23 protein-coding genes are annotated in these 25,858 nt (G+C 66.3%); 19 read left to right on the plus strand and 4 right to left on the minus strand.

Translation table 11 applies throughout. From position 1 onward, the window contains the following. Window positions 1-5: 5 nt before the first annotated feature. From IGS74_RS01275 to IGS74_RS01285, 3 genes are read right to left on the minus strand one after another with little or no spacing between them, the layout of a single operon-like run. The gene (locus IGS74_RS01275; RefSeq protein WP_039194658.1) at window positions 6-383 is read right to left on the minus strand and encodes a hypothetical protein; all 378 of its coding nucleotides are present in this window, start codon (window positions 381-383) and stop codon (window positions 6-8) included. Then, window positions 383-2,956 (minus strand): cbb3-type cytochrome c oxidase subunit I, encoded by a 2,574-nt coding sequence (locus IGS74_RS01280; RefSeq protein WP_192388722.1) that lies wholly within the window; start codon window positions 2,954-2,956, stop codon window positions 383-385. Before IGS74_RS01280 ends, IGS74_RS01275 begins: the two co-directional genes overlap by 1 nt. After that, window positions 2,935-3,948 (minus strand): c-type cytochrome, encoded by a 1,014-nt coding sequence (locus IGS74_RS01285; RefSeq protein WP_246722804.1) that lies wholly within the window; start codon window positions 3,946-3,948, stop codon window positions 2,935-2,937. Before IGS74_RS01285 ends, IGS74_RS01280 begins: the two co-directional genes overlap by 22 nt. A gap of 197 nt (window positions 3,949-4,145) precedes the next feature. Here IGS74_RS01285 and IGS74_RS01290 point away from each other — a divergent pair, with 197 nt between their 5' ends. The 7 genes from IGS74_RS01290 (at window position 4,146) to IGS74_RS01320 (ending at window position 9,555) form a co-directional block, all read left to right on the plus strand. Further along, window positions 4,146-5,174, plus strand: coding sequence for a LacI family DNA-binding transcriptional regulator (locus IGS74_RS01290; protein WP_192388724.1), 1,029 nt, complete (start codon window positions 4,146-4,148; stop codon window positions 5,172-5,174). A gap of 95 nt (window positions 5,175-5,269) precedes the next feature. Continuing rightward, window positions 5,270-5,938, plus strand: coding sequence for an amino acid ABC transporter permease (locus IGS74_RS01295; protein WP_192388726.1), 669 nt, complete (start codon window positions 5,270-5,272; stop codon window positions 5,936-5,938). A 13-nt stretch (window positions 5,939-5,951) separates the two neighbouring features. Next, the gene (locus IGS74_RS01300; protein WP_039194654.1) at window positions 5,952-6,608 is read left to right on the plus strand and encodes an amino acid ABC transporter permease; all 657 of its coding nucleotides are present in this window, start codon (window positions 5,952-5,954) and stop codon (window positions 6,606-6,608) included. Window positions 6,609-6,663: 55 nt separating this feature from the next. Next, entirely contained in the window at window positions 6,664-7,467 is an 804-nt protein-coding gene (locus IGS74_RS01305; protein WP_192388728.1) for a transporter substrate-binding domain-containing protein, read from the plus strand. A gap of 32 nt (window positions 7,468-7,499) precedes the next feature. Further along, on the plus strand, window positions 7,500-8,261 hold the full coding sequence (locus IGS74_RS01310; protein WP_039194853.1) for an amino acid ABC transporter ATP-binding protein: 762 nt from the start codon (window positions 7,500-7,502) through the stop codon (window positions 8,259-8,261). Between the two features lie 8 nt (window positions 8,262-8,269). Then, the gene (locus IGS74_RS01315; protein WP_281413028.1) at window positions 8,270-9,241 is read left to right on the plus strand and encodes a 2-hydroxyacid dehydrogenase; all 972 of its coding nucleotides are present in this window, start codon (window positions 8,270-8,272) and stop codon (window positions 9,239-9,241) included. Then, entirely contained in the window at window positions 9,238-9,555 is a 318-nt protein-coding gene (locus IGS74_RS01320; RefSeq protein WP_192388730.1) for a hypothetical protein, read from the plus strand. Before IGS74_RS01315 ends, IGS74_RS01320 begins: the two co-directional genes overlap by 4 nt. Before the next feature lie 33 nt (window positions 9,556-9,588). On the opposite strand, the gene IGS74_RS01325 is transcribed toward IGS74_RS01320, so the two are convergent. Next, window positions 9,589-11,994: a phosphoketolase family protein gene (locus tag IGS74_RS01325; RefSeq protein ID WP_192388732.1), complete on the minus strand. Its 2,406-nt coding sequence runs from the start codon at window positions 11,992-11,994 to the stop codon at window positions 9,589-9,591. A 106-nt stretch (window positions 11,995-12,100) separates the two neighbouring features. On the opposite strand from IGS74_RS01325, the gene IGS74_RS01330 reads away from it, so the two are divergent. The 12 genes from IGS74_RS01330 (at window position 12,101) to IGS74_RS01385 (ending at window position 25,858) form a co-directional block, all read left to right on the plus strand. Then, on the plus strand, window positions 12,101-12,727 hold the full coding sequence (locus tag IGS74_RS01330; protein WP_246722807.1) for a TetR/AcrR family transcriptional regulator: 627 nt from the start codon (window positions 12,101-12,103) through the stop codon (window positions 12,725-12,727). Further along, a complete protein-coding gene (locus IGS74_RS01335) occupies window positions 12,720-13,883 on the plus strand; it encodes an isovaleryl-CoA dehydrogenase (RefSeq protein WP_192388736.1) in 1,164 nt (387 codons plus the stop codon). Before IGS74_RS01330 ends, IGS74_RS01335 begins: the two co-directional genes overlap by 8 nt. Beyond that, window positions 13,883-15,490 (plus strand): carboxyl transferase domain-containing protein, encoded by a 1,608-nt coding sequence (locus IGS74_RS01340; RefSeq protein WP_192388738.1) that lies wholly within the window; start codon window positions 13,883-13,885, stop codon window positions 15,488-15,490. Before IGS74_RS01335 ends, IGS74_RS01340 begins: the two co-directional genes overlap by 1 nt. An 11-nt stretch (window positions 15,491-15,501) precedes the next feature. Further along, a complete protein-coding gene (locus IGS74_RS01345; RefSeq protein ID WP_192388740.1) occupies window positions 15,502-17,481 on the plus strand; it encodes an acetyl/propionyl/methylcrotonyl-CoA carboxylase subunit alpha in 1,980 nt (659 codons plus the stop codon). Further along, window positions 17,478-18,332: a hydroxymethylglutaryl-CoA lyase gene (locus IGS74_RS01350; protein ID WP_192388742.1), complete on the plus strand. Its 855-nt coding sequence runs from the start codon at window positions 17,478-17,480 to the stop codon at window positions 18,330-18,332. The genes IGS74_RS01345 and IGS74_RS01350 overlap by 4 nt, the downstream gene beginning before the upstream one ends. Before the next feature lie 3 nt (window positions 18,333-18,335). Then, a complete protein-coding gene (locus IGS74_RS01355; RefSeq protein ID WP_192388744.1) occupies window positions 18,336-19,097 on the plus strand; it encodes an enoyl-CoA hydratase-related protein in 762 nt (253 codons plus the stop codon). Window positions 19,098-19,181: 84 nt separating this feature from the next. After that, window positions 19,182-19,847, plus strand: a complete 666-nt coding sequence (locus IGS74_RS01360; RefSeq protein WP_039194644.1) for a TetR/AcrR family transcriptional regulator — start codon at window positions 19,182-19,184, stop codon at window positions 19,845-19,847. A gap of 70 nt (window positions 19,848-19,917) precedes the next feature. Next, a complete protein-coding gene (locus IGS74_RS01365; RefSeq protein ID WP_246722810.1) occupies window positions 19,918-20,712 on the plus strand; it encodes an ABC transporter ATP-binding protein in 795 nt (264 codons plus the stop codon). Further along, window positions 20,702-22,624: an AMP-binding protein gene (locus IGS74_RS01370; protein ID WP_192388746.1), complete on the plus strand. Its 1,923-nt coding sequence runs from the start codon at window positions 20,702-20,704 to the stop codon at window positions 22,622-22,624. Before IGS74_RS01365 ends, IGS74_RS01370 begins: the two co-directional genes overlap by 11 nt. Further along, window positions 22,624-23,502, plus strand: coding sequence for a branched-chain amino acid ABC transporter permease (locus IGS74_RS01375; RefSeq protein ID WP_192388748.1), 879 nt, complete (start codon window positions 22,624-22,626; stop codon window positions 23,500-23,502). The genes IGS74_RS01370 and IGS74_RS01375 overlap by 1 nt, the downstream gene beginning before the upstream one ends. 4 nt (window positions 23,503-23,506) lie before the next feature. Further along, the gene (locus tag IGS74_RS01380; RefSeq protein WP_192388750.1) at window positions 23,507-24,580 is read left to right on the plus strand and encodes a branched-chain amino acid ABC transporter permease; all 1,074 of its coding nucleotides are present in this window, start codon (window positions 23,507-23,509) and stop codon (window positions 24,578-24,580) included. A gap of 42 nt (window positions 24,581-24,622) precedes the next feature. After that, complete coding sequence (locus tag IGS74_RS01385; RefSeq protein WP_206688204.1) at window positions 24,623-25,858, plus strand: ABC transporter substrate-binding protein; 1,236 nt, start codon at window positions 24,623-24,625, stop codon at window positions 25,856-25,858.

A 25,858-nucleotide genomic window follows, 5' to 3' on the forward strand; every position in this document is an offset into this window, starting at 1 on the left:
CAATCTCATCGGCAATCCACGATCATCAGGGCCGGCAGCGCGGTGAAGACGACACCCAGGAAGGACAGGCCCGCCAGCAGGAACGAAGAGAATTCCAGGAAGCGTTCGCGCACCTCGGCCGAGTCGCCGTCATGCGGCACGGTGCCGCCATTGGCGCGCCATTCCGAGATCGCCCGCCAGCCGATGACGCCGCAACCGGACAGGGCCGCCACGGTCAGGACGAGGATCAGCACCCGGACGCCGCCGATGGGCTCGAACACCGCGACATTGGGGGCGCATCGCCAGGCCGCCGCCACATAGCAGACCAGGAAGTGCACCGCCCAGATGGTGGGCGTCGCGATCAGCGTCCAGAGATTGTCGCGCGTGCGGTTGCTGACGGCCATCAGGCGGCTCCTCCCGCAAGCGGTACGAGCACCAGCGTTGCGACGGTTATCAGCGCCGTCGCCGCCAGGAAATGGAAATACAGGCGGACATTGGCAAGGTCGATGTCGTAGCGCGGCGTCAGGCGGCCCGTCAGCGTACCGGCCAGGCAGAACCCCAGCATCAGCGCCCCCACTGCGCCGTGCAGGGCCGTCCAGATGGCAAGCAGCCAGACGATGGCCGGATAGACGTGGGCGCGCGGCGCCATGCCGGTGACGTACGGGCCGTACAGCAGTGCAGCCGCGGCGGCCAGCACCAGCACGATGCCGGCAGCCAGCAGGACGCGGGCCGTCGACACCGCTCCGGCGCGCAGCCGCAGGTGCGACAGGATCGCCGCGCCGAAGGCCATCAGGAAGAGCGCCAGCGAGACGCCCGGCCATACCACGCCCGGCCCGGCAAGCTCCGGTCCGGGAAATCGCTCATGGATCGTGAAGTAGAAGAAATAACCGAAGACCAGCGACAGGAAGGCCGTCATGTCGCCGAGCATGGTAATGAACATCGCCCACCAGGAGACCGAGTGCGGACCGGAGACGTAGATGGGCAGCGAAAGGCCCAGCCCGACATCCTTCTCTTCCTTTTCGGGGATGACGCTGGTGGCGCGCCACAGCCAGTGGATGATGGCGGCGACGGCCAGGAACAGCGTGCCGAACATCCACCACCACCAATGGAAGGTGGCCGCGATGAAGCTTGCGCCGAGGAAACCGGCGGCGATCATCGGCACGAAGGACGGGCCCGGAACGCGCAGGCACTGGACCGGCTCTGCATCGAGAACGGTCGTCACGATGGTCTCGCGTTTTCCTTCCTCCGCATCGGGAAGGTAGAAGCGGCCCTTGTCGATATCGTCGATGAAATTCGGCTGGTCCCAGATGGGGTAGCGCGACGAGATGATGGGCACGGACCGGACGCCCCAGGGCTGGTCCGGCACCTCGCCCGCCCATTCCAGCGTGCCGGCGTTCCAGACGTTGCGGTCGGCCAGCGGCCCCTTGCGCGGGCGCAGGACGTCGGCGACGACGATAAGGAAGCCGGCCGCGAAGACGAAGGCGCCGATCGTGGAGACGAGATTGGGGAGATCGAGGTTGATCCCGGCCGGATAGGTCCAGATGCGGCGGGGCATGCCGATCAGGCCCGAAAGATGCATCGGGAAGAAGGCCGTATTGAAGCCGATGAACATCAGCCAGAAGGCCCATTTGCCGGCGCGGGTCGACAGGCGGCGCGACGAGACGATGGGCCAGTAATAATAGAGGCCGGCGAGGATGGGAAAGAGCACGCCGCCGATGATGACGTAATGCAGGTGGGCCACGATGAAATAGGTGTCGTGCGCCTGCCAGTCGAAGGGGGCCAGCGCCACCATGACGCCGGTAAGCCCGCCCAGTACGAACACGGCCAGCGAGCCGGACACGAACAGCATGGGCACGCTGTAGATGACGCGCCCCGTCAGGCAGGTGGCCAGGAAGACGAAGATCTGCACGCCGGTCGGAATGGCCACCGCTTCGGAGGCGGCGGAGAAGAAGCCGAGCGAGATGGCCGGCAGGCCGGTGGTGAACATGTGGTGGGCCCACAGCCCGAAGGACAGGAAGCCCGTGCCCACCGCCGCCAGAACGATCCACGAATAGCCGAGCAGCGGCCGCTGCGCGAATGTGGGGATGATCATCGCGAACAGGGCGATGGACGGCAGGAAGATGATGTAGACTTCCGGATGCCCGAAGATCCAGAACAGGTGCTGCCATAAAAGCGGGTCGCCGCCGCGCTCCGGGTCGAAGAAGGCCCAGTCGAAAAGGCGCTCCATCTCGAACAGGATGTCGCCGGCGATCAGCGGCGGAAAGGCGAACAGGATCATCGCCGCCACCACCAGGACGTACCAGGCATAGGGCGGCATGAGATTGAGCCGCATGCCCGGCGGGCGGCATTTGAGGGTCCCGACGATCAGTTCCACCGCCGCGGCGATGGACGCGACCTCGATGAAGGAAAGGCCGAGCAACCAGATATCGGCGCCATAGCCCGGCGTGAAGCGCTCCTGCGTCGTCAGCGGCGGATACATGAACCAGCCGGAATCCGGTGCGGAATCGAAAAAGATCGAGCCGCAGACGAAGATGCCGCCGATCAGGAAGCACCAGTAGCCGAAGGCCGACAGGCGCGGAAACGGAAGGTCCCGGGCGCCCAGCATCTGCGGCAGAAGGATGATCGCCACCGCCTCGAAGATCGGCACCGCGAACAGGAACATCATCACCGTTCCGTGCAGCGTATAGACCTGGTTGTAGAAGGTTGCCGTCAGGAAGTCGTTGTCGGGCACGGCAAGCTGCACCCGGATCATCAGGCCCAGCACGCCGGCGAACAGCAGGAAGGCGAAGGCCGTGGCGGTGTACCAGACACCCACCGTCGTGTTGTTGACGTCGGACCAGTAGCGCCAGCCGGGCGGCGTCTCCCAGGTCGCTATCAAACGCTTCTCCTGGCCCTTGCGGACCTCCGGATCGTTCTGGTCGCGGGTGGAGGCAGGCGGGATGGCCGTCGTATCGCTCACTTCAGCCCCTCCAGCCATTCCGCGATCGCCATGACCTCATTCTGCGGGATCATGCCGAAGGCCGGCATCTCCACGCCTTGCTTGACGTGGCCCGGCGCCGCGATGAAGGCAGCCAGATTGTCGACGCTCATTTCCAGCGTTCCAGCGCCCAGCGTGCCGCGTCCGCCGACATGGGTCAGGTCCGGCCCGACGCCGCCCTCGGCCTGTGTGCCGCGCACCGCGTGGCAGGCGCCGCATCCATTGGCCATGAAGGCATCCCGGCCGGTGCCCCCCGAAGGATCCGCCGGTCGGCCTTGGGCGTCGACATAGGCGGCGAAGGCATCCCTGGAGACGACCCTGACGCGAAATGCCATCTGGGCATGGGCCGTACCGCAGAATTCAGCGCAGACGCCGTTGAACACGCCTTCGCGCGTTGGCTCCAGCACCAGCCGGTTGACCCGGCCGGGGATCATGTCGACCTTGCCGCCCAGCGCCGGCACCCAGAAGGAGTGGATCACGTCCGGGCTGCCGAGAAGCAGTTCGGTCCGCACGCCGACCGGCAGCCACAGCTCGTTGGCGCTCTCGACGCCGGCGCGCGGCAGGGCGCGCTGCACGCCGGGCTCGGCGGGCGTGTCGTAGAAGATCCGCCACCAGAAACGCTCGCCGGAAACGGCGATCCGCATGCCCTCCCCCTCGCGCCGCAGCTCCGGCATCAGCCACAGGCCGAAGGCGAGCAGAAGGGTCAGGGTCACGACGGGAAAGGCAACGCCGCCCCACACGATCAGGCGGACCCCGGCGCGTTCGCGATGGGCGCCAGGATGGGCGCGCGTGGCATAGATGCTGATGGCGATGACGAAGAGCCAGATCAGAACCGCGCCACCCAGCATCCAGAAGAACAGGGCGTTGACGGCGGCGGACTCGGTTCCGGCGGACAGGAAGGTCGATTGCGGGCTGCCGCAGCCGCCAAGGCCGGCCAGCATGGCGCCTGTCAGCGCGCAGAGTCCGAGTGTGTGCTGTCTTTGTCCTGGCATGCGCGCCCGATGATCCCCGTCTCGTGATCGAAAATAGCGCCATGTCACGATCCGGCGAGATGCTGGAACGGCTCCAGATCGTCCGTGTGGTGGACAAAGTGTGAAAGCAACTTTACCTGCCCGCCGCGAGGCGTATGATTGGATCGATCCAACCGCAAATGAAACGTCGGTGGTCCCATCGTTTCGGGAGGCGACGGGTGAGTGAAAGATCCAAGGCAGGGCGCGTTCCGACGCTTGTCGATGTCGCCGCCGAGGCAGGCGTATCGCGCGCGACGGCGTCGCTTGTGCTGCGCGGCAGCAAGGCGATCACGCCCGCCACGCGCAGCCGCGTCGAAGCGGCCATGCAGGCCCTTGGATACGTCTACAATCGGAACGCGGCAAGGCTGCGCGCGCACAGTACGCAGACCGTCGGCGTGATCCTGCCCAACCTGACCAATCCGTTCTTCGCAACCCTTCTGGCGGGTGTGGAATCGCAGGTGGAACCGGAAGGGTTTTCGGTCCTTTTGGGCAATTGCAACGAGGATCCCGACCGCCAGGATCTCTTCATCAACCGCATGCGGGAAAACGGCGTCGACGGCTTCATCGTCTGTCCGGCCGACCGGACCGAGCGCGCCTCCCTGCAGCGACTGACCGACCATGCGATCCCGCTGGTGCAGATCCTGCGCAGGGTCGACGGGGCGGACAGCGACTTTGCCGGCGTCGACTTCAAGGCGTTGACGGCGGATGTCGTCCAGCGTCTTGTCGCCCTCGGCCACAGGCGCATCGCCTTCGTCTCGGGCAATATGGATCACAGCGTCCAGCGCGAGCGTATACAAGGGTTCCGCGCTGGCATGAAGGCGGCCGGGCTCGACCCGTTCCTCATCATGTCCATTCCGCTCACGCATGCGGACGGACGCGCCAGCGCCCCTTTCCTGATGCAACGCACCAGCCCGCCGACGGCCATCCTGTGCTTTAACGACGTGGTCGCGCTGGGTCTTCATCGCGGACTCCAGGACCTTGGCCTGGTCATCGGCCGGGACGTATCCCTGGTCGGCATCGACAATGTCGCCGAATGCGACCTGATGGTGCCGGGCCTCGCTTCGGTCGAAACCGCGCCCTTCCGCATCGGGGCGGCGGCCGGCGAACTTTTCCTGCGGCGTCTTGCCACGCCGGAAGCGCCCACCAGCGCCAGGCTGGAAGAGACGGCATTCGTGCCGCGTCCGTCCTGCGGACCGGTTGCGCCTTGACGACAGCCCGAAAACGTCGTTAGATCGATCTAACGACGTGACGGCCGGCGCGGTTGGGAGACCGCTCATCTTCTGGCTTCGCTGGGGAGGAAACGGTGTACCAGCTCAATTTCGCGCCCGTATTCGACAACATGGACCGGCTTCTGGCCGGCGCCTGGACCACGGTGCAACTGTCCTTTTGGGCCATGGTCATCGGTCTGGTGGTGTCCGTCGCCTGCGCGGTCGGCAAGCTGGCCGGGCCACGGCCGCTGCGATGGGTAATCGACCTCTACATTGAAGTCATCCGCAATACGCCGTTCCTGGTCCAGATATTCTTCATCTATTTCGCCCTGCCGTCGCTGGGCATCCGCTTCTCTCCCAACACGGCGGCGCTGGTGGCGCTGGTGGTCAATGTGGGCGCCTATGCCACGGAGATCATCCGGGCCGGCATCGAGTCCATCCAGAAGGGCCAGGTCGAGGCGGGCGTGGCGCTGGGGCTCTCGCGCCCGCAGATCTTCCGCTACATCGTCATCAAGCCGGCCCTGCGCACGGTCTATCCGGCGCTGACCAGCCAGTTCATCTATCTGATGCTGAACACCAGCGTCGTCTCGGTCATCTCGGCGACGGACCTTGCCGCGGCGGGCAACGACATCCAGTCGCAGACCTTCACCGCCTTCGAGGTCTACCTGGTGATCACCGGCATCTATCTTCTGTTGTCGCTGGCCTTTTCGGGGCTGTTCAGCCTCGTGCAGCGGCTCGCCTTCAACTATCCGCTGAGCCGCTGAGGAGGACGCCGCCATGATCCGCCCCTTCGGCATCAACGAAGCCTGGTTCATCTTCACCGCCATCCAGTGGACGCTTGCGCTGTCGGCCGTCGCCTTTGCGGGCGGGGCCGTCGGCGGGCTGCTGGTCGCGCTGGCGCGCGTGTCCAGGAGCCGCCTGCTGAACGTCCCGGCGCTGGCCTTCATCCGGCTGTTCCAGGGCACGCCGCTGCTCATGCAGCTCTTCCTGACCTATTTCGGCCTGCGCATGCTCGGCCTTGGCCTGGGCCCGTGGACGGCCGCCGCCATCGCGCTGACGCTCCATGCCTCCGCCTTCCTCGGGGAAATCTGGCGCGGCTGCATCGAGGCCGTGCCCGAAGGGCAGAGCGAGGCCAGCTGGGCGCTCGGCCTCTCCTATTTCGACAGGATGCAGTCGGTTGTCCTGCCGCAGGCGGCGCGCATCGCGGTGGCGCCCACCGTCGGCTTCCTGGTGCAGCTGATCAAGGGGACGTCGCTGGCCTCCATCATCGGCTTCGTCGAATTGATGCGCGCCGGGCAGATCGTCAACAACGCGACCTTCTCGCCTTTCAAGGTCTATGGCCTCGTCGCGCTCATCTATTTCTTCCTGTGCTGGCCGCTGTCGATCCTGGCGCGGCGCATGGAAGGCCGCTACGCCGCCATGGCCAAGCGCTGACCCTTTGCAACCGGGCCCGGCAGGCGCCGGGCCGAACCAACCCGGGAGGTATTTCATGAACACGTTCGCAAAGGCTTTCGCCGCCGGTTTCACGGCGCTGATCGCATGCACGACCGCACTCGCGCCGGCCAAGGCGCAGACGGTGGAGGAGATCAAGCAGCGCGGCACCGTCAACATCGGCATGCTGGTGGATTTCCCGCCCTTCGGCATCCTGGACCTCAATGGCCAGCCCGACGGCTACGACGCCGACGTGTCGAAGCTCCTGGCCGAAGACCTCGGCGTGGAGGTGAACATCGTTCCGGTGACGGGACCGAACCGTATTCCCTATCTCCTGTCATCGCAGGTCGACGTCCTCGTCGCCTCGCTCGGCATCTCGCCCGAGCGCGCGCAGCAGGTGGACTTCTCGCAGCCCTACGCCGGTATCGAGATCTTCGTTTTCGGTGACAAGGACGTCGCCGTGGCGGATGCCGCGGCCCTCGCCGGCAAGAATATCGGCGTCGCCCGCGCCTCGACGCAGGATGTCGCGGTGACGGCCATCGCGCCCGAGGGCGCCACGATCCAGCGTTTCGACGACGATGCGTCAGCCGTACAGGCCCTTCTGTCGGGGCAGGTGCCGTTGATCGGCGTATCCAATGTCGTGATCGCCCAGATCCAGCAGACGGCGCCCGACCGCTTCGACGAGAAGTTCAGCCTGCGCCAGCAGGTGCAGGGCATCGCCACCCGCAAGGGTTCGGACGAGTTCCTTGCCTATGTGAACGACTTCATCAAGCGCAAGAAGGAAGACGGTTCGCTGAACGAGATCCACGAAAAGTGGCTCCAGCAGCCTCTGCCCGACTTCATCGCGCAGGCTTCGGAATAATCGTGGCGGACGCCGCCGGGGAGGATCGGATCATGACTGAAGAAAGCGGCCCGGACACCGCCTCCCAGGCGGTCGTCATGGAGCATGTGGAAAAATACTACGGCGATTTCCATGCCCTGAAGGACATCAACCTCGATGTCGCCAAGGGCGAGAAGATCGTGCTGTGCGGCCCGTCCGGATCGGGCAAGTCGACACTCATCCGGTGCATCAACCAGCTCGAACCCGTGCGCTCCGGCAGGATCGTGGTGGACGGGATCGAGCTGACCGCCGGTCCGAAGAACGTCGAGGCCATCCGCCGCGAGGTCGGCATGGTGTTCCAGCAGTTCAATCTGTTTCCGCACATGACCGTGCTGGAAAACTGCATCCTCGCGCCGATGAAGGTGCGCGGCACCAAGCGCGCCGAGGCGGAAGAGATCGCCCGCAAATACCTGGCGCGCGTCCGCATTCCGGAGCAGGCCGACAAGTATCCGGCGCAGCTTTCGGGCGGCCAGCAGCAGCGCGTGGCCATTGCCCGCGCGCTGTGCATGAACCCGCGCATCATGCTGTTCGACGAGCCCACATCCGCCCTCGACCCGGAGATGGTCAAGGAGGTGCTCGACACGATGATCGACCTCGCCAACGAAGGCATGACGATGCTCTGCGTCACGCATGAGATGGGCTTCGCGCGGCAGGTGGCCGACCGCATCATCTTCATGGACAAGGGCGAGATCGTCGAGATCGGCACGCCCGACACCTTCTTCGACAACCCCCGGGAAGAACGCACCCGCGCCTTCCTCGGCCAGATTTCCCACTGAGACCTGCCATGAAACCCGCCATTCTTCTGGTCGAGCCGATGATGGATGCCATCGAGCGCGAACTCGATGCCGCCTATACCGTGCACCGCCTGTATGACGCTTCGCAGCAGACCCGCATCCAGTCGGAACTCGGCACCATCCGTGCGGTGGTGACCGGGGGCGGCACGGGGCTGTCCGCCGAATGGGTCGCCCGGCTGCCGGCACTCGGCCTTATCGCCATCAACGGCGTCGGAACCGACAAGGTGGATCTGGCCGAAACGGCCCGGCGCGGCATTCATGTGTCGACCACGCCCGGAGTGCTGACCGGCGATGTCGCGGACATGGCAATGGCCCTTTTGCTGGCGGTGCTGCGCCGCATCGTCGACGGCGACCGGATGGTGCGGGAGGGACGATGGGCATCCGGCGGCAAGCTGCCGCTCGGCACGCGGCTCGGGGGGCGCAAGCTCGGCATTCTCGGCCTCGGCCAGATCGGGCGCGCCATCGCCCGGCGGGCTGAGGCCTTCGATGCCGACATTCTTTATTGGAACCGCTCGGATATCGAGACCCCGTCAAACTGGACGAGGGCCGAGACGCCGGAACGGCTGGCCGCCCGGTCGGACATCCTCGTGGCAGCGGTGGCCGCGACGCCACAGACGGAAAATATCGTATCCGCAGCCGTCCTCGAGGCGCTCGGCGGCGTCGGGATCTTCGTCAACGTGGCGCGCGGCAACGTGGTGGACGAGGCCGCTCTCCTCCACGCGCTCCAGAATGGCGGCATCGCGGCAGCGGGCCTCGACGTCTTCCGCAACGAGCCGACGATCGACCCGGCCTTCGCAAGCCTCGACACCGTCGTGCTGGCACCGCATCAGGGCAGCGCCACCGTGGCCACCCGCGAGGACATGGGCCGGCTGGTGCTGGCAAACCTTGCCGATCACTTTGCCGGGCGCACGCCGCAGACCTCGGTCAATGCCGATAGAATCAAGGAGACCCGCAGCGCATGATCGTCCGCCAGGCATTCTTTCGCGGCACCATCGCCGCCGGCCGCGAGGCCGAGTTCCGTGCCTTCGTGCAGGACCGGCTCAAGCCGCTGTGGCTGACCTTCCCGGGGCTGGTGGACCTTCGCATCCAGTTCGAGACGGCGCGTGACGAGGGCGCGGAACCGATCCCGCTGGCCCTGGCGATGGTGTTTCCCGACGCCGAGGCCCTGGCCGCGGCACTCCAGGCGCCCATCCGCTTCGAGAGCCGGGGCGTGACGGCCGAGCTGATGCAGATGTTCGATGGCCGGATCGAGCACCACGTCTTCGACGCGGGCTGATCGTCCCGCCCCCGGAATGGGCGATGGCCTGACTCAATCTCCGGTCCGGGCGGCGGTGTCGTAGGACCAGCCCCATTTGGTGATCTCGGGCATGTCCTCGCCATACTCGCGCGTGTAGCGCTCGTGCTCTTCCAGTTTGCGCCGGAACAGCTCCACCGCGCCGGACGCGCGGTCGGCCAGGCCCGGTACGCGGCGGATGGCCTCGAGCGCCAGGTGAAACCGGTCCAGACCGTTCATGACCACCATGTCGAAGGGCGTTGTCGTGGTCCCCTCCTCCACGAAGCCGCGCACATGCATGTTGGCGTGGTTCGTCCGGGCATAGGTCAGGCGATGGATGAGGTAGGGATAGCCGTGATAGGCGAAGATGACCGGCTTGTCCGTGGTGAAGAGCGCGTTGAAATCCGCGTCGTCGAGGCCGTGCGGATGGGCAGATCGCGGTTGCAGCGCCATCAGGTCCACCACGTTGACGACCCGGATCTTCAGGTCGGGCACATGCTGGCGTAAGAGATCCACGGCGGCCAGCGACTCCATCGTCGGAACGTCCCCGGCCGACGCCATCACCACATCCGGCTCGCCGCCGTCCTCGGTGCCGGCCCAGTCCCAGATGCCGATACCGGCCTCGCAATGGCGCACCGCAGCGTCCATCGACAGCCATTGCGGCGCCGGCTGCTTGCCGGCGACGATGACGTTGATCCGGTCGTAGGTCCGCAGGCAGTGATCCGTGACCCAGAGAAGCGTATTGGCGTCCGGCGGAAGATAGATGCGAACGATGTCGGCCTTCTTGTTGGCCACGAGGTCGACGAAGCCGGGGTCCTGGTGGCTGAATCCGTTATGGTCCTGCCGCCAGACGTGGCTGGTCAGAAGATAGTTCAACGACGAGATCGGGGCGCGCCATTCCAGCTCGCGCGAGACCTTCAGCCATTTGGCATGCTGGTTGAACATCGAATCCACGATGTGGATGAACGCTTCGTAGCATGAGAACAGCCCGTGGCGACCGGTCAAAAGATATCCTTCGAGCCAGCCCTGACAGCAATGCTCGGACAGGATTTCCATGACCCGGCCCTCCGGCGCCAGATGGACGTCATAGGGCTTCAATTGCTCCATCCAGGCCCGATCCGTCACGTCGAAGACGGCGTCCAGCCGGTTCGACGCGGTCTCGTCCGGACCGAACAGGCGAAAATTCTTCGTGTCCGCATTGAGACGCGCGACCTCGCGGATGAGCGTACCCATGACGCGGGTGGCTTCCGCGGTGACCGCACCCGGCCGCGGCACGTCGACGGCAAGGCTGCGATAGTCCGGCATCGCGAGTTCCCGGCGCAGCCTGCCGCCATTGGCCACGGGCACGGCACCCATCCGGCGGTCTCCCCGGGGTGCGATCTCGCGCAGTTCCGGCACGAGCCGGCCCGCCTCGTCGAACAGGGTCTGCGGCTCATAGGAGTGCATCCACTGCTCCAGCAGCTTCAGGTGTTCCGCGTTCTTCTTCACGTTGGACAGCGGAACCTGGTGCGAGCGCCAGAAGCCTTCCACCTTCAGCCCGTCGACCTCCTTCGGCCCGGTCCAGCCCTTGGGGCTGCGCAACACGATCATCGGCCAGTGCACGGGGCCGGATCCGGAGCCGTTGCGCGCTGTTTCGCGAATCTGAGCGATCGCGTCGAAGCATTGGTCCAGCGCCGCCGCCATGGCCTGGTGCATGGGCGCATGCTCCTCGCCGCAGACGAAGATCGGGCGATATCCGTAGCCTTCGAATATCTTGGCGATGTCGGCATCGTCCATCCGGCCCATCACGGTGGGATTGGCGATCTTGTAGCCGTTGAGATGCAGGATCGGCAGGACCGCACCATCGCGGGACGGGTTCAGGAACCGGGCCGACTGCCAGGACCCCGATAGCGGTCCGGTCTCGGCCTCGCCGTCGCCGACGACGCAGGCCACCACGAGGTCCGGATTGTCGAAGGCGGCCCCGAAGGCATGCAGGAGGGCATAGCCGAGTTCGCCGCCCTCATGGATGGAGCCCGGCGTTTCCGGGGCGGCGTGGCTGGGAATGCCGCCGGGAAAGGAGAACTGCCGGAACAGTTTGCGGATGCCGTCTTCGCTTTCCGGGACATCCGGGTAGATCTCGCTGTAGACACCCTCCAGATAGGTGTTGGCGACCATGCCGGGCCCGCCATGGCCGGGGCCGCAGACATAAAGGATCTCTTCGTCGCGCCGGGCGATGATACGGTTGAGATGGACATAGATGAAGTTCAGGCCCGGTGTCGTGCCCCAGTGGCCCAGAAGCCGCGCCTTGACGTGGTCCGCAGTCAGCGGCTCCTTCAACAGCGGATTGTCCAGCAGGTAGATCTGGCCGACCGACAGGTAGTTGGCAGCGCGCCAGTAGCGATCGATCAACGACAGCTCGGTTTGGGAGAGCGTACCGGTTCCGTGTGCCGACGTCTGGTCCATGGATCTCAATCCCTTCCTTGTTGCGCTAAGACTAAGGCACCGGACCGGGATTGACAGTCCAAAAGCCGCAGATATTATGAACGAACGATCATTTTTGGCTGCACGCGTGTCGTACCTCAAAGGGCTTCAGACTGCTTCCAGCATCCGCAAAGAGGCCGAGCGCCTGTTCGCGGCGCGCGGCTATGCGGCCGTATCCATGCGCGACATCGCCGAGGCGGTCGGCATACGGGTCGGCGGTCTCTACAATCATTTCGCGACCAAGCAGGACATCCTGCGCGACCTTCTCGTCAAGCACATGGAAGAGCTGCTTGCCGCGTGGGCGCAGGCGGACCCGTCGGGTACTTCGGCAGAGGCGCGGCTGACGGCCTTTGCGCGCTTTCACATCCGCTACCACTTCGAGCGGCCCGACGCCGTCTTCATCGCCTATATGGAACTGCGCAACCTGGAGCCGGCCAATTTCGCCGTGGTCGAGGGCCTTCGGCGCAGCTACGAGGGGCGGCTGCGGGCCATCCTTTCCGAGGGGCGCGGGCTTTTCAAAGTCGAGGACGAAGCCGTCGCGACGCGCGCGCTGATCGCCATGCTGACCGGCGTCACCACATGGTTTCGCCCGGGCGGGCGGCTCAGCATAACAGACATCGAGACGATCTACGTCGATATGGCACGTCGGAGCGTGGGCCTTCCGGCCCTCTCCGACGCCGGAAAGACCGTGCGGGAGGACAGTGCACATGTATGAGGGCGGACTGCAATTCGGCCATGGCGAGGATATCGCGGCCCTGCGGGATATGGTGCGGCGTTTTGCGCAGGAGCGGATCGCGCCGCGCGCCGAAGAAATCGACCGCACCAACACCTTCCCGAACGAGCTTTGGACGGAACTGGGGGCCCTCGGCCTGCTCGGGCTGACGGTCGAGGAAGAGTATGGCGGTTCCGGCCTCGGCTACCTCGCGCATTGCGTGGCGGTGGAGGAGATCAGCCGGGCATCGGCATCCGTCGGCTTGTCCTACGGCGCGCATTCCAACCTGTGCGTCAACCAGATCCGGCGCAACGGCACGGAAGCGCAGAAGCGCAGATACCTGCCGAAACTCCTCAGCGGCGAGCATGTCGGCGCACTGGCCATGTCGGAAAGCGGCTCCGGATCGGACGTGGTGTCGATGCGGTTACGCGCCGAACGGCAAGGCGACACCTATGTGCTCAACGGCACCAAGATGTGGATCACCAACGGCCCCGACGCATCGACCCTCGTCGTCTATGCCCGGACGGACCCGGACGCCGGGCCGCGCGGCATCACCGCCTTTCTGATCGAGAAGGGAATGGCGGGGTTTTCCACGGCGCAGAAGCTGGACAAGCTCGGCATGCGCGGCTCCAACACCTGCGAACTCGTCTTCGACAATTGCGTGGTGCCGGCCGAGAACGTGCTGGGCGCCATCGGCGGCGGGGTCAAGGTTCTGATGAGCGGGCTGGATTACGAGCGGATCGTGCTGGCGGCCGGCCCGCTGGGCATCATGGCCGCCTGCCTCGACATCGTGGTTCCCTACGTCCACGAGCGCAAGCAGTTCGGCCAAGCCATCGGCGAATTCCAGCTCATGCAGGGCAAGCTGGCCGATATGTATGTGACGGCCAATGCGGCCCGCGCCTACGTCTATACGGTGGCGCAGGCGGCCGACCGGGGCGAAACCAGCCGCAAGGACGCCGCCGGCTGCATTCTCTACAGCGCGGAAGCCGCGACGCAGATGGCGCTGCAGGCCATCCAGGCCCTCGGAGGCAACGGCTACATCAACGAATATGCCACGGGCCGCCTGCTTCGCGATGCCAAGCTGTACGAGATCGGGGCCGGCACCTCGGAAATCCGCCGCATGCTGATCGGCCGCGAACTCTTCAAGGAAAGCGCGTGATGGCCGCCATCGCCTCTTCGCTGTCGCCGCGCTCCGCACCGTTTGCCGCCAACCGGGCGGCGATGGATAGCCAGCTGGACGCCGTCCGGCAGGTGGCCGAACGCGTCCTCGCCGGCGGCGGCGAAGCCGCCCGCCAGCGCCATGTCGCACGCGGCAAGCTGCTCCCGCGCGAGCGGGTCGACCGGCTGCTCGATCCCGGTTCGCCCTTCCTGGAAATCGGACTGCTGGCCGCCAACGGCCAGTATGACGACGCCGTGCCCGGCGCCGGCATGATCTGCGGCGTCGGCCGCGTGTCGGGCCGGCCGACGATGGTGGTCTGCAACGACGCCACGGTAAAGGGCGGCACGTATTATCCGCTGACGGTCAAGAAGCACCTGCGGGCGCAGGAGATCGCATCGGAAAATGAGCTGCCATGCGTCTATCTCGTGGATTCGGGCGGCGCGAACCTGCCCAACCAGGACGAGGTCTTCCCCGATCGCGACCATTTCGGCCGCATCTTCTACAATCAGGCGAACCTGTCGGCGCGCGGCCTGAAGCAGGTGGCCGTGGTGATGGGCTCCTGCACGGCCGGCGGCGCCTACATCCCCGCCATGAGCGACGAGACCATCATCGTCCGCGACCAGGGCACCATCTTTCTGGCCGGCCCGCCCTTGGTGCGCCAGGCCACCGGCGAGGTCGTCTCCGCCGAAGAGCTCGGCGGCGGCATGACGCATGCCCGGCTGTCGGGCGTCGTCGACCATCTGGCTGAAAACGACGAGCATGCCTTGTCGCTGGCGCGCGCCGCCATCGCGGCGATGAACGCCAGGCCCGCCTGCCACGCCGAGTGCCTGCCGGTCGAAGCGCCCTTGTACGATCCGGCCGAGTTGCCCGGCATCGTGCCCGCCGATGCGCGCACGCCCTATGACATCCGTGAGGTGATCGCCCGGATCGTCGATGGCTCGCGCTTCGACGAGTTCAAGCGGCTTTACGGCGAAACGCTGGTGTGCGGTTTCGCCCACATTCATGGCATGCCGGTCGGCATCCTCGCCAATAACGGGGTGCTGTTCTCCGAAAGCGCGATGAAGGGCGCCCATTTCATCGAATTGTGCTCCCAGCGGAAGATTCCGCTGCTGTTCCTGCAGAACATCACCGGTTTCATGGTGGGCCGCGCCTACGAGGCGGGCGGTATCGCCAAGCATGGGGCCAAGCTCGTCACCGCGGTGTCCAGCACCGCGGTTCCGAAGATCACGATGATCGTCGGCGGGTCGTACGGCGCGGGCAATTACGGCATGTGCGGGCGCGCCTTTTCGCCTCGCTTCCTGTGGAGCTGGCCCAATGCGCGCATTGCGGTGATGGGCGGCGAGCAGGCGGCCGGGGTGCTGGCGACGGTGCGCCGCGAGGGTTTGGAGCGCAAGGGCGAAAGCTGGAGCGCGGAGGCGGAAGCCGAGTTCAAGCGTCCGACGATCGACCTTTTCGAGCGGCAGAGCCATCCACTCTATGCCACGTCGCGCCTGTGGGACGACGGCATCGTGGATCCCGCGAAAAGCCGCGACGTGCTTGGCCTGTCGCTGGCCACGGCGCTCAATGCGCCCGTTGCCGATACACGCTTCGGCCTGTTCCGGATGTGAGGGAGAGCATCATGTTCGATACGATCCTGATCGCCAATCGCGGCGAAATCGCCGTACGCGTCATCCGCACCGCGCGGCGCATGGGGCTTGCCACCGTTGCGGTGCATTCCGACGCCGACGCCGGTGCGCCGCATGTGCGGCTGGCCGACAAGGCCGTGCGCATCGGGCCCGCGCCGGCAGCGGAAAGCTATCTGCGGGCCGACGCCATCATCGAGGCGGCATTGGCCACGGGGGCGGGCGCGATCCACCCCGGCTACGGTTTCCTTTCGGAAAACCCTGATTTCGTGGAGGCGGTCGAGGCTGCCGGCATCAGCTTCATAGGGCCCGACGCAGCGGCCATCCGCGCCATGGGCCTGAAGGATGCCGCCAAGCGGCTGATGGAGGAGGCCGCCGTTCCGGTCGTGCCGGGCTATCACGGGCTGGAGCAGGATGCCGACCTTTTGGCCGCCGAGGCGGCGCGCATCGGCTTTCCCGTCCTCGTCAAGGCGCGCGCCGGCGGCGGCGGCAAGGGCATGCGGCGCGTCGACCGCGCCGACGACTTCGCCGCCGCACTCGAAGGGGCCCGGCGGGAGGCGCAATCCGCCTTCGGCGACCCGGCCTGCCTGATCGAGAAATATGTCCAGCGGCCCAGGCATATCGAAATCCAGGTGTTCGGCGATACGCATGGCAACGCGGTCCATCTGTTCGAGCGCGACTGCTCGTTGCAACGGCGCCACCAGAAAGTGATCGAGGAAGCGCCCGCGCCCGGCATGACGGACGACATGCGCGAAGCCATGGGCGTCGCCGCCGTGCGGGCCGCGCGCGCCATCGCCTATCGCGGGGCAGGCACCGTGGAGTTCATCATCGACGGGTCCGACGGGCTGCGCCCCGACCGGTTCTGGTTCATGGAAATGAACACCCGCCTGCAGGTGGAGCATCCCGTCACCGAGGCCATCACCGGACTGGATCTCGTGGAATGGCAGATCCGTGTCGCTGCCGGCGAGGCGCTGCCACTGGCCCAGGAGGATATCGCCATGCGGGGGCATGCGGTGGAGGCGAGGATCTACGCCGAAAATCCCGCCAAGGGCTTCCTGCCGGCCATCGGAACGCTCGATTGCCTGGAGTTTCCTGCGGGCGTGCGCGTCGACAGCGGCGTCCGCCAGGGCGATGCGGTGACGCCGCACTACGACCCCATGATCGCCAAGCTGACGGCGCATGGGGAAAGCCGCGCGGCGGCATTGGGCAGGCTGCGCACGTCCTTGCGGCAGACGCGCATCTGCGGGCTGGCCAACAATGTCGCCTTCCTCGAAAAGCTCGTCGCCGAACCGGACTTCAGATCCGGTACGATGGACACCGGGCTGATCGAACGGGTCCTGCCCTCGCTGCTGCCGCCGGCAGAGGCGCCTTCCCTCGCCTATGCGCTGGCGGCGCTGGTGTTTCAGGACCGCTTTGCCGCTCCGGCCAACGCTGCCGGCCCGTGGGGCACCCTCGACGGATTCCGCATCTTCGGAACGGCGGTCATGCCGATCCGGGTGGAGATCGACGGACGCATCGTGGAACTGCGGTCCGAAGGCGGCGATGGGCATTACCGGATCCTGCAGGATGGCGCTTCCCACACGGTCGACATCGTCGAGCGCGGTCAGGAACCGCTTGTCCGGATCGACGGGATCGCCCGCCGCTTCGGCTGGCGAAGAAGCGGGTGGACGGCAACGCTGTTCATCGACGGGGAAAGCTATGTGGCGACGCGCCCGCAGCCCGGCCTTTCCGACCGTCCGGCGGACGGCGCGGGCGTCGTCCTGTCACCCATGCCGGGCACGGTCCGCGTCGTATCCGCCGTGCCGGGGCAGGCGGTGGAACGGGGCGCGGCGCTGATCGTGGTGGAGGCGATGAAGATGGAGCACACGTTGACGGCTCCGCGGGACGGCATCGTCGAAGCCGTCTTCGTCGGCGTCGGCGACCGGGCCGATGACGGCATGGTGCTCCTGCGCCTGCAGGAGGACGATGCCGCATGACCCATGTGACGATCGTGGAGATGAGCCCGCGCGACGGGCTGCAGAACGAAAAACGCACCGTGCCCACCGCCGACAAGATCCGGCTGGTGGACATGGCGTCGGCCTGCGGCTTCGAACGGATAGAGGCTGCAAGCTTCGTTTCGCCCCGCTGGGTGCCACAAATGGCCGATGCGGCGGAGGTTCTGGCCGGCATCGATCGTCGCCCCGGCACCCGCTATGCCGCGCTGACACCCAACAGACAGGGCCTGGAAGCGGCCATCGAGGCCGGGGCCGACGAAGTCGCCATCTTCGGGTCGGCTTCGGAGGCATTCTCCAAGGCCAACATCAACTGCAGCATCGCCGAAAGCCTCGAACGGTTCGGGCCCGTGGTCGAACGCGCGCGGCAGGTCGGCCTGCCGGTCCGCGGCTACATATCCTGCGTGGTCGCCTGCCCCTATTCAGGCCCGGTGGAGCCGGCATCGGTGGCCGATCTGGCGGGCAAGCTCCTGGCGCTCGGCTGCTACGAGGTCAGCCTCGGCGATACGATCGGCGCAGGCACGCCGGATACGGTGGGCGCCATGCTCGATGCGGTGCTGCCGCTGGTTCCGGCCCGGCTCCTGGCCGGCCACTACCACGACACCAACGGGCGCGCGCTCGACAATATCGAGGCGAGCCTTGCCCGTGGGCTGCGCGTCTTCGACGCCTCCCTCGGCGGCCTTGGAGGCTGTCCCTACGCACCGGGCGCGAAAGGCAATGTCGATACGATCGCGGTTTGCGACCGGCTCGACGCTCTGGGCTATCGTGCGGGGCTGGACCCCGCGCGGCTGGCCGAGGCCGCAGCCTTCGCCCGCTCGCTCAGACCGGAGGCCTGACTTATGAACCACCTGACGCTCGCCGTGGATGTCGCGGGCATTGCGACGCTGACGCTCAATCGTCCGGACAAGCATAATGCCCTGAACGCGGCGATGATCGCCGAGCTTGCCGAAGCGACGCGGCGGATCGCCGATGACGAGGGCATACATGCAGCCGTGCTGACGGGCTCGGGCCGCAGCTTCTGCGCCGGCGCGGACCTGAACTGGATGCGCATGCAGTTCGATGCCACGCGGTCGGAGCGGATCGACCAGGCCCGCGCGCTGGCCTCCATGCTGGATGGGCTCAACCGCCTGCCCAAGCCGCTGATCGGAAGAATCAACGGGCCAGCCTATGGCGGCGGCCTTGGCTTGATGGCCGTCTGCGACGTGGCAATCGCAGCGACGAACGCCAAATTCGCCTTCACCGAGACCCGGCTCGGCATCATCCCCGCGACCATCGGCCCTTTCGTGATGGCCCGCATGGGTGAGGCTGCCGCCAGGCGCGTCTTCTTCTCGGCGCGCCCGTTCGGCCCCGCCGAGGCTGTCACGCTTGGCCTTGTCGCTGCGACCGCGGATCCCGCCGCGCTGGACGACGCGGTCATGGCGGAGTTGGCGCCCTATGCCGCAACCGAGCCTGCCGCCGTGGCGCGCGCCAAGGCGTTGACCCGCTCGCTCGGCATGCGGATCGATGCCGATACGCTGGAGCGTACGGCAGAAGCCCTCGCCGACGCCTGGGAAAGTCCCAAGGCGCGCCAACGCATCGGCGCCTTTTTGGCCAAAGGATAGCAGCGGCGCAGCCGAGCCATAACCACGGGTTGACATCCCGGCTAAAACGAATGATCGTTCGTATTGTCATTCGGAGATGTCGCCGTGCCCGGCAGCCTACGCAAGCGCACCATCGGACAGGGAGAGCATACGGCCGACGCCATTCGGCGCGCCGGCCTCGCCCTCATCTATGAAAAGGGCTACGCCGCCGTATCCATGCGCGATCTGGCGCAGGAGGTCGGCATCGGCCTCTCGTCCATATACAATCATATCTCCACCAAGCAGGCCCTTTTGGTCGAGTTGCTGCTCGGCCATATGAAGGACCTGATAGACGGCCTGCAGCCGGTGCTGGAGGCGCATCGCCACGAAAGCGGCCGCGATCGGCTTCTCGCCTTCGCCGACTTTCACCTGCGCTATCATCTGACGCGGCGGGTGGAAGTGTTCGTAATCAACTCGGAATTGCGCAGCCTGGAGCCCGCGCATCGCGGAACCGTCATTGCGCTGCGTCGCCGCTACGAAACGCACCTGGTCGAGATCCTGGAGGCGGGCGAAGCCGACGGAACGCTGCGCGTGGAGGATGCGCGCGTCACCGCCTATGCGCTCATCGCCATGCTGACGGGCGTCTGCAACTGGTATCGCCCGGACGGGCGGCTGACGCAGGACGCCATCGTGCGCATGCACCTGAACCTGCTCGTGGACGGGCTGGAATGCCGGTTCGCCGCCGCGGACACCGTCGACGACAGTGCGGAGGCACGGCTGCGGGCAGGCTAGACGTATCTTGAAACGGATGGCCGAAGGCGCGCGAAGACGACGCCACGGCCGAGGAAACGGGAGGGATGGATTGAGCAACGGCAACGGCCCGGTCGCCGCACTGGACTGCGAGGGCGTCAGCCGCTGGTTCGGCGGCCTGCATGCCCTGCGCGAGGTGACCCTGTCGATCGCGCCCGGCGAAATCTTCGGTCTTGTCGGACCGAACGGGTCCGGCAAGACGACCCTCGTCAATGCCGTCACCGGCTTCTACCCGCCGCAGAAGGGCGCGATCCGCCTGTCGGGCCGGGAGATCACCGGTATGCGTCCGCACAGGATCGCGCGGGCGGGCGTCGCCCGCACCTTCCAGAACGTGGCGCTGTTCCGGGGCATGAGCGTCGTCGACAATATCCTCATGGGCCGGCACATCTTCATGCGGCCGAGCGCCCTTTCCGCCCTGTTCTATCCGTTCGCGGCGCAGCCGGCCGAGATCGCCAACCGCCGCAAGGTGGAGGACATCATCGACCTCCTGCAACTCGAGAGCGTGCGCGACGAGCATGTCGATACGATCCCGCTCGGCTTGCAGAAGCGGGTTGAGCTGGCGCGCGCACTGGCGGCGGAGCCGCGCTTCCTCGTGCTGGACGAACCGATGGCCGGCATGAACCAGGAAGAAAAGGAGTACATGGTCCGCTTCATCCTCGACGCGCGGGACGAGCTGGGGCTGACCGTCCTTCTGATCGAGCATCATCTGGACGTCGTCACCGCCATCTGCGACCGCGTCGCGGTGCTGAACAACGGCACCAAGATCGCCGAAGGTCCGTCGCGGGAGGCGATGAGCGACCCGGCCGTGGTGGCCGCCTATATCGGGGGCTTACGCGATGCCGCTTGAGACCGACAAGTCCGATCATCTCATCGCCCTTCTCGCCCGGAATGCGGAACGCCATGGAGGCGAGGTCGCGCTGATGGAGCGCGACATGGGCATATGGCAGGAATGGACCTGGCGCGCCTATTGCGACCATGTGCTGTCGCTGGCCGCGGGCTTCGAGGCGGCGGGCGTCAAGGCGGGCGACATCGTGCTGGTCATCGGCGACAATCGCCGTGCCCTGTATGCGGCCATGCTGGCGCTGATCGCCCTGCGCGCCATCCCGTCACCCGCCTATTCCGACGTGAATGCCGACGAGCTGTCCGGCCAGGTCGGGCGCGAGGGTATCACGATCGCCGTCGCGGAAGACCAGGAGCAGGTCGACAAGCTGATGCAGGTGCGGCAGGCCAACCCTGCCCTCGCGCTGATCGCCTATGACGATCCGCGCGGCCTGAAGGGGCATGAGCCGGCCGGCGTCGTCGCGCTGGCGACGCTGGTGGAGCAAGGGGCGCGGCGGCTGGACGCCGAGGCAGGCCTGCGCGAGGCGTTGGTGGCTCGTCCGCAAGCCGGCGATATCGCCGTCCTGCTCCACTCGTCCGGCACGACGGGCGTGCCGAAGGGCGTTCCGCTGCGCCATTCCCATGTTCTGAGCGGGGTGCGTAACGCCGCCAATGCCGGCTATTTCGGCGAGGGCGAAGTGCACATGGCCTATCTGCCCATGGCCTGGGTGGGCGATTTCATCTTTTCCATCGGGGCGGCGCTGGCGCTGCGCTTCAAGGTCGCCATACCCGAACGGCAGGAGACCGCCCTCCACGACCTGCGCGAGATCGCGCCGACGATCTATTTTTCGTCGCCGCGCGCTTGGTCGGCGATGCTGACGCGCATTCAGGTCGGCATGCAGGAATCCACGAAGCTGAAACGCGCTCTGTTCGATCACTTCACCGGCTTCGCCGTCGCCACCGAGCGCAAGCGGCTCGACGGCCGGCAGCCCGGTATCGGAGCGCGCCTGCACTGGTGGCTCGGGCGGGTCCTCGTCTTCGCCCCGCTGCTCGACCAGCTCGGACTGTCCCGCGTGAAGCGCCCCTACACGGCCGGCGAGGCCATCGGCGAGGACGTATTCCTGTTCTTCCGCGCACTGGGCCTCAACCTTCGGCAGTTCTACGGCCAGACCGAGAATTGCGCGCTCGCCGTCGCCCAGTCGCCGGGCGACCTCAAGCTGCATACGGTCGGCCGCCCCTTCCCGGGCGTGGAGATCCGCATCGCCGATGATGGCGAGATCCTGATGCGCGGCGGGAACGTGTTCGACGGCTACCACCAGAACGAGACGGCCAGCGCCGAGGCCATCCGCGACGGCTGGCTGCACACCGGCGACGCAGGACATATGGAGCCCGACGGCCAGCTCGTCGTCCTGGGGCGTGTGTCGGAGGTCGTCCATGCCGGCAACGGAGAGCGCTATATCCCGACCTATATCGAGAACCGCATGAAGTTCTCGCAGTATATCAAGGATGCCTGCATCATCGGCGAAGGGCGGCCCTATCTGTCCGCGCTGGTCAGCATCGATTTCGACGCCGCGGGCCATTACGCGCAGGAACACGGCATCGCATACACCTCCTATGCCGACCTGTCGCAGAAGCCGGAAATCGCGCAGCTGGTGCGCGGCGTCATCGCCGCGGTCAACAAGCGCCTTCCCGAAAACCTCGCCATCCGCCGCTTTGTGAACCTGCACAAGGAGTTCGACCCCGACGACGGCGAGGTGACCCGTACGCGCAAGCTGCGGCGCAACGTCATCGACGCGAATTACGCGCCCATCATCGCCGCGCTCTACGAAGACGGGGACGAAATCCTGTACGAGGCGCGCGTGACATACGAAACGGGCGCGGAAGGCACGCTCAGCCGCCGATTGGCGCTGGTTGGCGTCGACAACCGGGAGAGCGCCTGATGGAGTATTTCGTCGAACTGTTGGTCAACGGCGCGCTGACGGGGCTGATGTACAGCCTCGTCGCCCTCGGTATCGTGCTCATCTACAAATCGGCCGGCGTGCCGAACCTTGCGCAGGGCGCCATCGTCATGACGGCTGCCTATGCCGTCTGGCTGCTGGTCGGGGCGGGGCTGCCGCTGTACGCCGCGATCGCGCTGGCGGCCGTTCTCATGTTCGCCCTCGGCCTCGCCGTCGAGCGGCTGCTCCTGCGGCGCATGGTGGGCCAGCCCATCATCATGGTCGTCATGCTGACGCTGGGGCTGGAAATTTTCCTGCGCGGCTTCGGCCCCGGCCTTCTGGGCGCCGGGCCGAAATCGCTCGACATCGGGATCGGCCTTGCGCCCGTGATCATAGGCGATGTCTTCATCAACCGCGCCTATCTCATCGGCGGCGTGGTTGCGCTGGTCATGGTGGCCGCCTCGCTTCTGTTCTTCCGCACCCGCCTCGGCACCAAATTGCGCGCCGTTTCGGACGATCATGTCTCGTCCTGGGCGGTGGGCATCTCCGTCGAGAAGGCCATCGGCATCTCGTGGGGGCTTGCCGGCGTGTCGGCCGTCGCCGCCGGCGTGCTGTGGGGCTCGGTCCAGAGCATCGACTGGACCCTCTCGGCATTGCTGTTTCCGGCGGTCGCCGTGGTGATCCTGGGCGGGGTCGACTCCATCTGGGGCGTGCTCGTGGGCGGTCTCGTCGTCGGCATCCTCGGCTCGGTCATCCCGGGCTATCTCGACAGCATGGTCGGCGGCGGCACACGCGATGTCGTCACCTCGCTCGTCATCCTCCTGACCATCATGATCCGGCCTTACGGCATCTTCGGCCGCGAGAATATCGAGAGGATCTGAGTCCATGTTCTACCGTCTCGCGGGCGTCCACCACACCAGCTACAGATCGGCCATGCGGCTCTGGCCGGTTCCCGCGGATCGCTGGCAGGTGCTGGCCATCCTGGCCCTGGCGCTCGCCGCCCCCTTTTTCCTGTCCAGCCTGCACCTCGGCTCCTATGTGCTGCCCTGGCTGATCTGGAGCGCGGCCAGCCTTTCGCTGACGCTTCTGATGGGATTTGCCGGACAACTGCATTTCGGCTTCGCCGCCGTCATGGCCATCGGCGCCTATACCTCCATCCACCTGACGCGGGCCGGCCTGCCCTTCGAGCTGGCGCTGCTCGGCGCGGGCCTCGTCTCGGCGGTCATCGGCTGCATCTTCGGCGCGGCCGCATTGCGGGTGAAGGGGCTGTACCTCGTCATGGCGACACTGGCCATGCAGTATCTGGTGGACTGGGTCATCATCAACGTGCCGGTGATCTCGGGCGGCGCGCAGGCGACGCTGCAGACACCGTCGGTCAGTCTGTTCTTCATCCCCCTGGACGGGCCGCTCTCGCGCTATTACGCCGCGCTCGCCTGGACGGTGGTCGTGACGCTGTTCCTGCTCAACGTGCAACGCAGCGCGTTTGGGCGGGCCCTCGTCGCCATCCGCGAAAAGGATTTCGCGGCCGCCGTCATCGGCGTCGACCCGTTCCGCACCAAGCTCGGGGCATTCTTCACCTCGTCCTTCCTGGGCGGCGTTTCGGGCGCGGTCCTGGCCTTCTGCTACTATCGGGCCGTCACGCCGGAGCAGTTCAGCTTCAACATCTCCATCCAGCTCGTCGCCATGGTGCTGGTGGGCGGTCTCGGCAGCGTCATCGGCGCCTTCTTCGGCGCCGGGTTCGTGCTCCTGCTGCCCATCATCCTCACCAACATCGCGGCCGAGCTGTCGGCGGCCGGCTGGCTGCAGGTATCCGCCAACCTGCTCGCCCACCTGCCCCTGATGGTCTACGGCGCGCTCATCGTCGGCTTCCTCGTCTTCGAGCCGCTGGGCCTTGCCAAGATCTACGACAATATCCGCAACACCTTGCTCGTCTGGCCATTCCGCCACGCGAAAAACTAGCCGGCCGGCAACACGGGCCGGCATCTGGGAGGAACCGCAATCATGTCCATGAGGAAGCTTCTGTCGGCAGGGCTTGCCGCCATCGCGCTCCTGACCGGCCCGGCCGCCGCACAGGAGCCGGTCAAGTTCGGCCTGCTTCAGGATTTCACGGCGGTCTATACGTTCGTGACCGGAGAGTACAACCAGGGCCAGCGCGACTACCTGACCCTCGTCAACGAGGAAGGCGGCATCGACGGCACCACTTTCGAGGCCATCGTGCGCGATACGGGCAACCAGCCGCAGCGCGGCATTGAAGCCTATAACCGGGCGCGCGACGAAGGGGCGATCCTGTTCGACTTCCTGTCGACGCCCGTTTCCCGGGCCATCGTCCCCTCTGCATTGCAGGACAAGGTCGTGATGATCACGCCCGTGCACGGGCGCGGCGACGCTTCCGACGGAGAGACATTCCCCTACGTCTTCCCGGTCATGGCCACCTACTGGTCGCAGGCCGCGATCCTGGCGAAATGGATCGAGGACAATGGCGGGCTCGAAGGCAAGAAGATCGCCCTGGTACACATCGACTCGCCCTTCGGGCGCGAGCCGATTCCCGTGCTCCAGGACCTTGCGTCGGACAAGAATTTCGAGCTCCGCACCTTTGCCTATGCCAGCCCCGGCAACGAACAGACGTCCACCTGGACGGAGGTGCGCCGCTATCGGCCGGACTACGCCATCATCTGGGGTGCCGGCGGCGGACAGGCCGTATCGGTGCGCGAGGCGGTGCGCAACGGCATCCCGCCCGAGAACATCATGTCGGTCGTCTGGCTTGCCGAAACGGATGCCAACACCGTCGGCGCTGACACGATGGTGGGCGTCAAGCGTTTCGAGGCCGTCGCACCCGGCATGGATACGCCGATCCTGCAGCGCATCAAGGAAAAGGTCGTCGACACCGGCAAGGGTGCGGGCGACGCGGCCAAGGTCGGCTCGTCCTATTACAATCTCGGAGTCGCCACCATGGCGGTCGCGGTGGAGGCTGCGCGCCTTGCTTTGGCCGAAGGCGATGGCCCGCTGACGGGCGAGCGGCTGAAGGATGGGTTCCAGAAAATCTCCGGCTTCGACGCCGAAGGCCTGATGCCCCCGATCACCATCACCGCGCAGGACCATCAGGGCGGCGGCATGGGCCGCGTATCGCAATGGAACGGAACCGCCTTCGAGCCCGTGGGCGAGTGGGGCAACGCCTACCCGGACATCGTCCAGAAGGAGATCGACGAAGGGGCGGCGGGCTTCCGCGAAGGGCGCTGA

It is taken from the genome of Aureimonas sp. OT7 (assembly GCF_014844055.1).
GTDB lineage: Bacteria > Pseudomonadota > Alphaproteobacteria > Rhizobiales > Rhizobiaceae > Aureimonas > Aureimonas altamirensis_A.

Excerpts from the sequence above, each read along its gene's own strand:
- IGS74_RS01275 (WP_039194658.1), bottom strand. The coding sequence starts at position 383 with ATGGCCGTCAGCAACCGCACGCGCGACAATCTCTGGACGCTGATCGCG.
- IGS74_RS01280 (WP_192388722.1), bottom strand. The coding sequence starts at position 2,956 with ATGGCTGGAGGGGCTGAAGTGAGCGATACGACGGCCATCCCGCCTGCC.
- IGS74_RS01285 (WP_246722804.1), bottom strand. The coding sequence starts at position 3,948 with ATGCCAGGACAAAGACAGCACACACTCGGACTCTGCGCGCTGACAGGC.
- IGS74_RS01300 (WP_039194654.1), top strand. The coding sequence starts at position 5,952 with ATGATCCGCCCCTTCGGCATCAACGAAGCCTGGTTCATCTTCACCGCC.
- IGS74_RS01305 (WP_192388728.1), top strand. The coding sequence starts at position 6,664 with ATGAACACGTTCGCAAAGGCTTTCGCCGCCGGTTTCACGGCGCTGATC.
- IGS74_RS01310 (WP_039194853.1), top strand. The coding sequence starts at position 7,500 with ATGACTGAAGAAAGCGGCCCGGACACCGCCTCCCAGGCGGTCGTCATG.
- IGS74_RS01315 (WP_281413028.1), top strand. The coding sequence starts at position 8,270 with ATGAAACCCGCCATTCTTCTGGTCGAGCCGATGATGGATGCCATCGAG.
- IGS74_RS01320 (WP_192388730.1), top strand. The coding sequence starts at position 9,238 with ATGATCGTCCGCCAGGCATTCTTTCGCGGCACCATCGCCGCCGGCCGC.
- IGS74_RS01325 (WP_192388732.1), bottom strand. The coding sequence starts at position 11,994 with ATGGACCAGACGTCGGCACACGGAACCGGTACGCTCTCCCAAACCGAG.
- IGS74_RS01335 (WP_192388736.1), top strand. The coding sequence starts at position 12,720 with ATGTATGAGGGCGGACTGCAATTCGGCCATGGCGAGGATATCGCGGCC.
- IGS74_RS01340 (WP_192388738.1), top strand. The coding sequence starts at position 13,883 with ATGGCCGCCATCGCCTCTTCGCTGTCGCCGCGCTCCGCACCGTTTGCC.
- IGS74_RS01345 (WP_192388740.1), top strand. The coding sequence starts at position 15,502 with ATGTTCGATACGATCCTGATCGCCAATCGCGGCGAAATCGCCGTACGC.
- IGS74_RS01350 (WP_192388742.1), top strand. The coding sequence starts at position 17,478 with ATGACCCATGTGACGATCGTGGAGATGAGCCCGCGCGACGGGCTGCAG.
- IGS74_RS01355 (WP_192388744.1), top strand. The coding sequence starts at position 18,336 with ATGAACCACCTGACGCTCGCCGTGGATGTCGCGGGCATTGCGACGCTG.
- IGS74_RS01370 (WP_192388746.1), top strand. The coding sequence starts at position 20,702 with ATGCCGCTTGAGACCGACAAGTCCGATCATCTCATCGCCCTTCTCGCC.
- IGS74_RS01375 (WP_192388748.1), top strand. The coding sequence starts at position 22,624 with ATGGAGTATTTCGTCGAACTGTTGGTCAACGGCGCGCTGACGGGGCTG.
- IGS74_RS01380 (WP_192388750.1), top strand. The coding sequence starts at position 23,507 with ATGTTCTACCGTCTCGCGGGCGTCCACCACACCAGCTACAGATCGGCC.
- IGS74_RS01385 (WP_206688204.1), top strand. The coding sequence starts at position 24,623 with ATGTCCATGAGGAAGCTTCTGTCGGCAGGGCTTGCCGCCATCGCGCTC.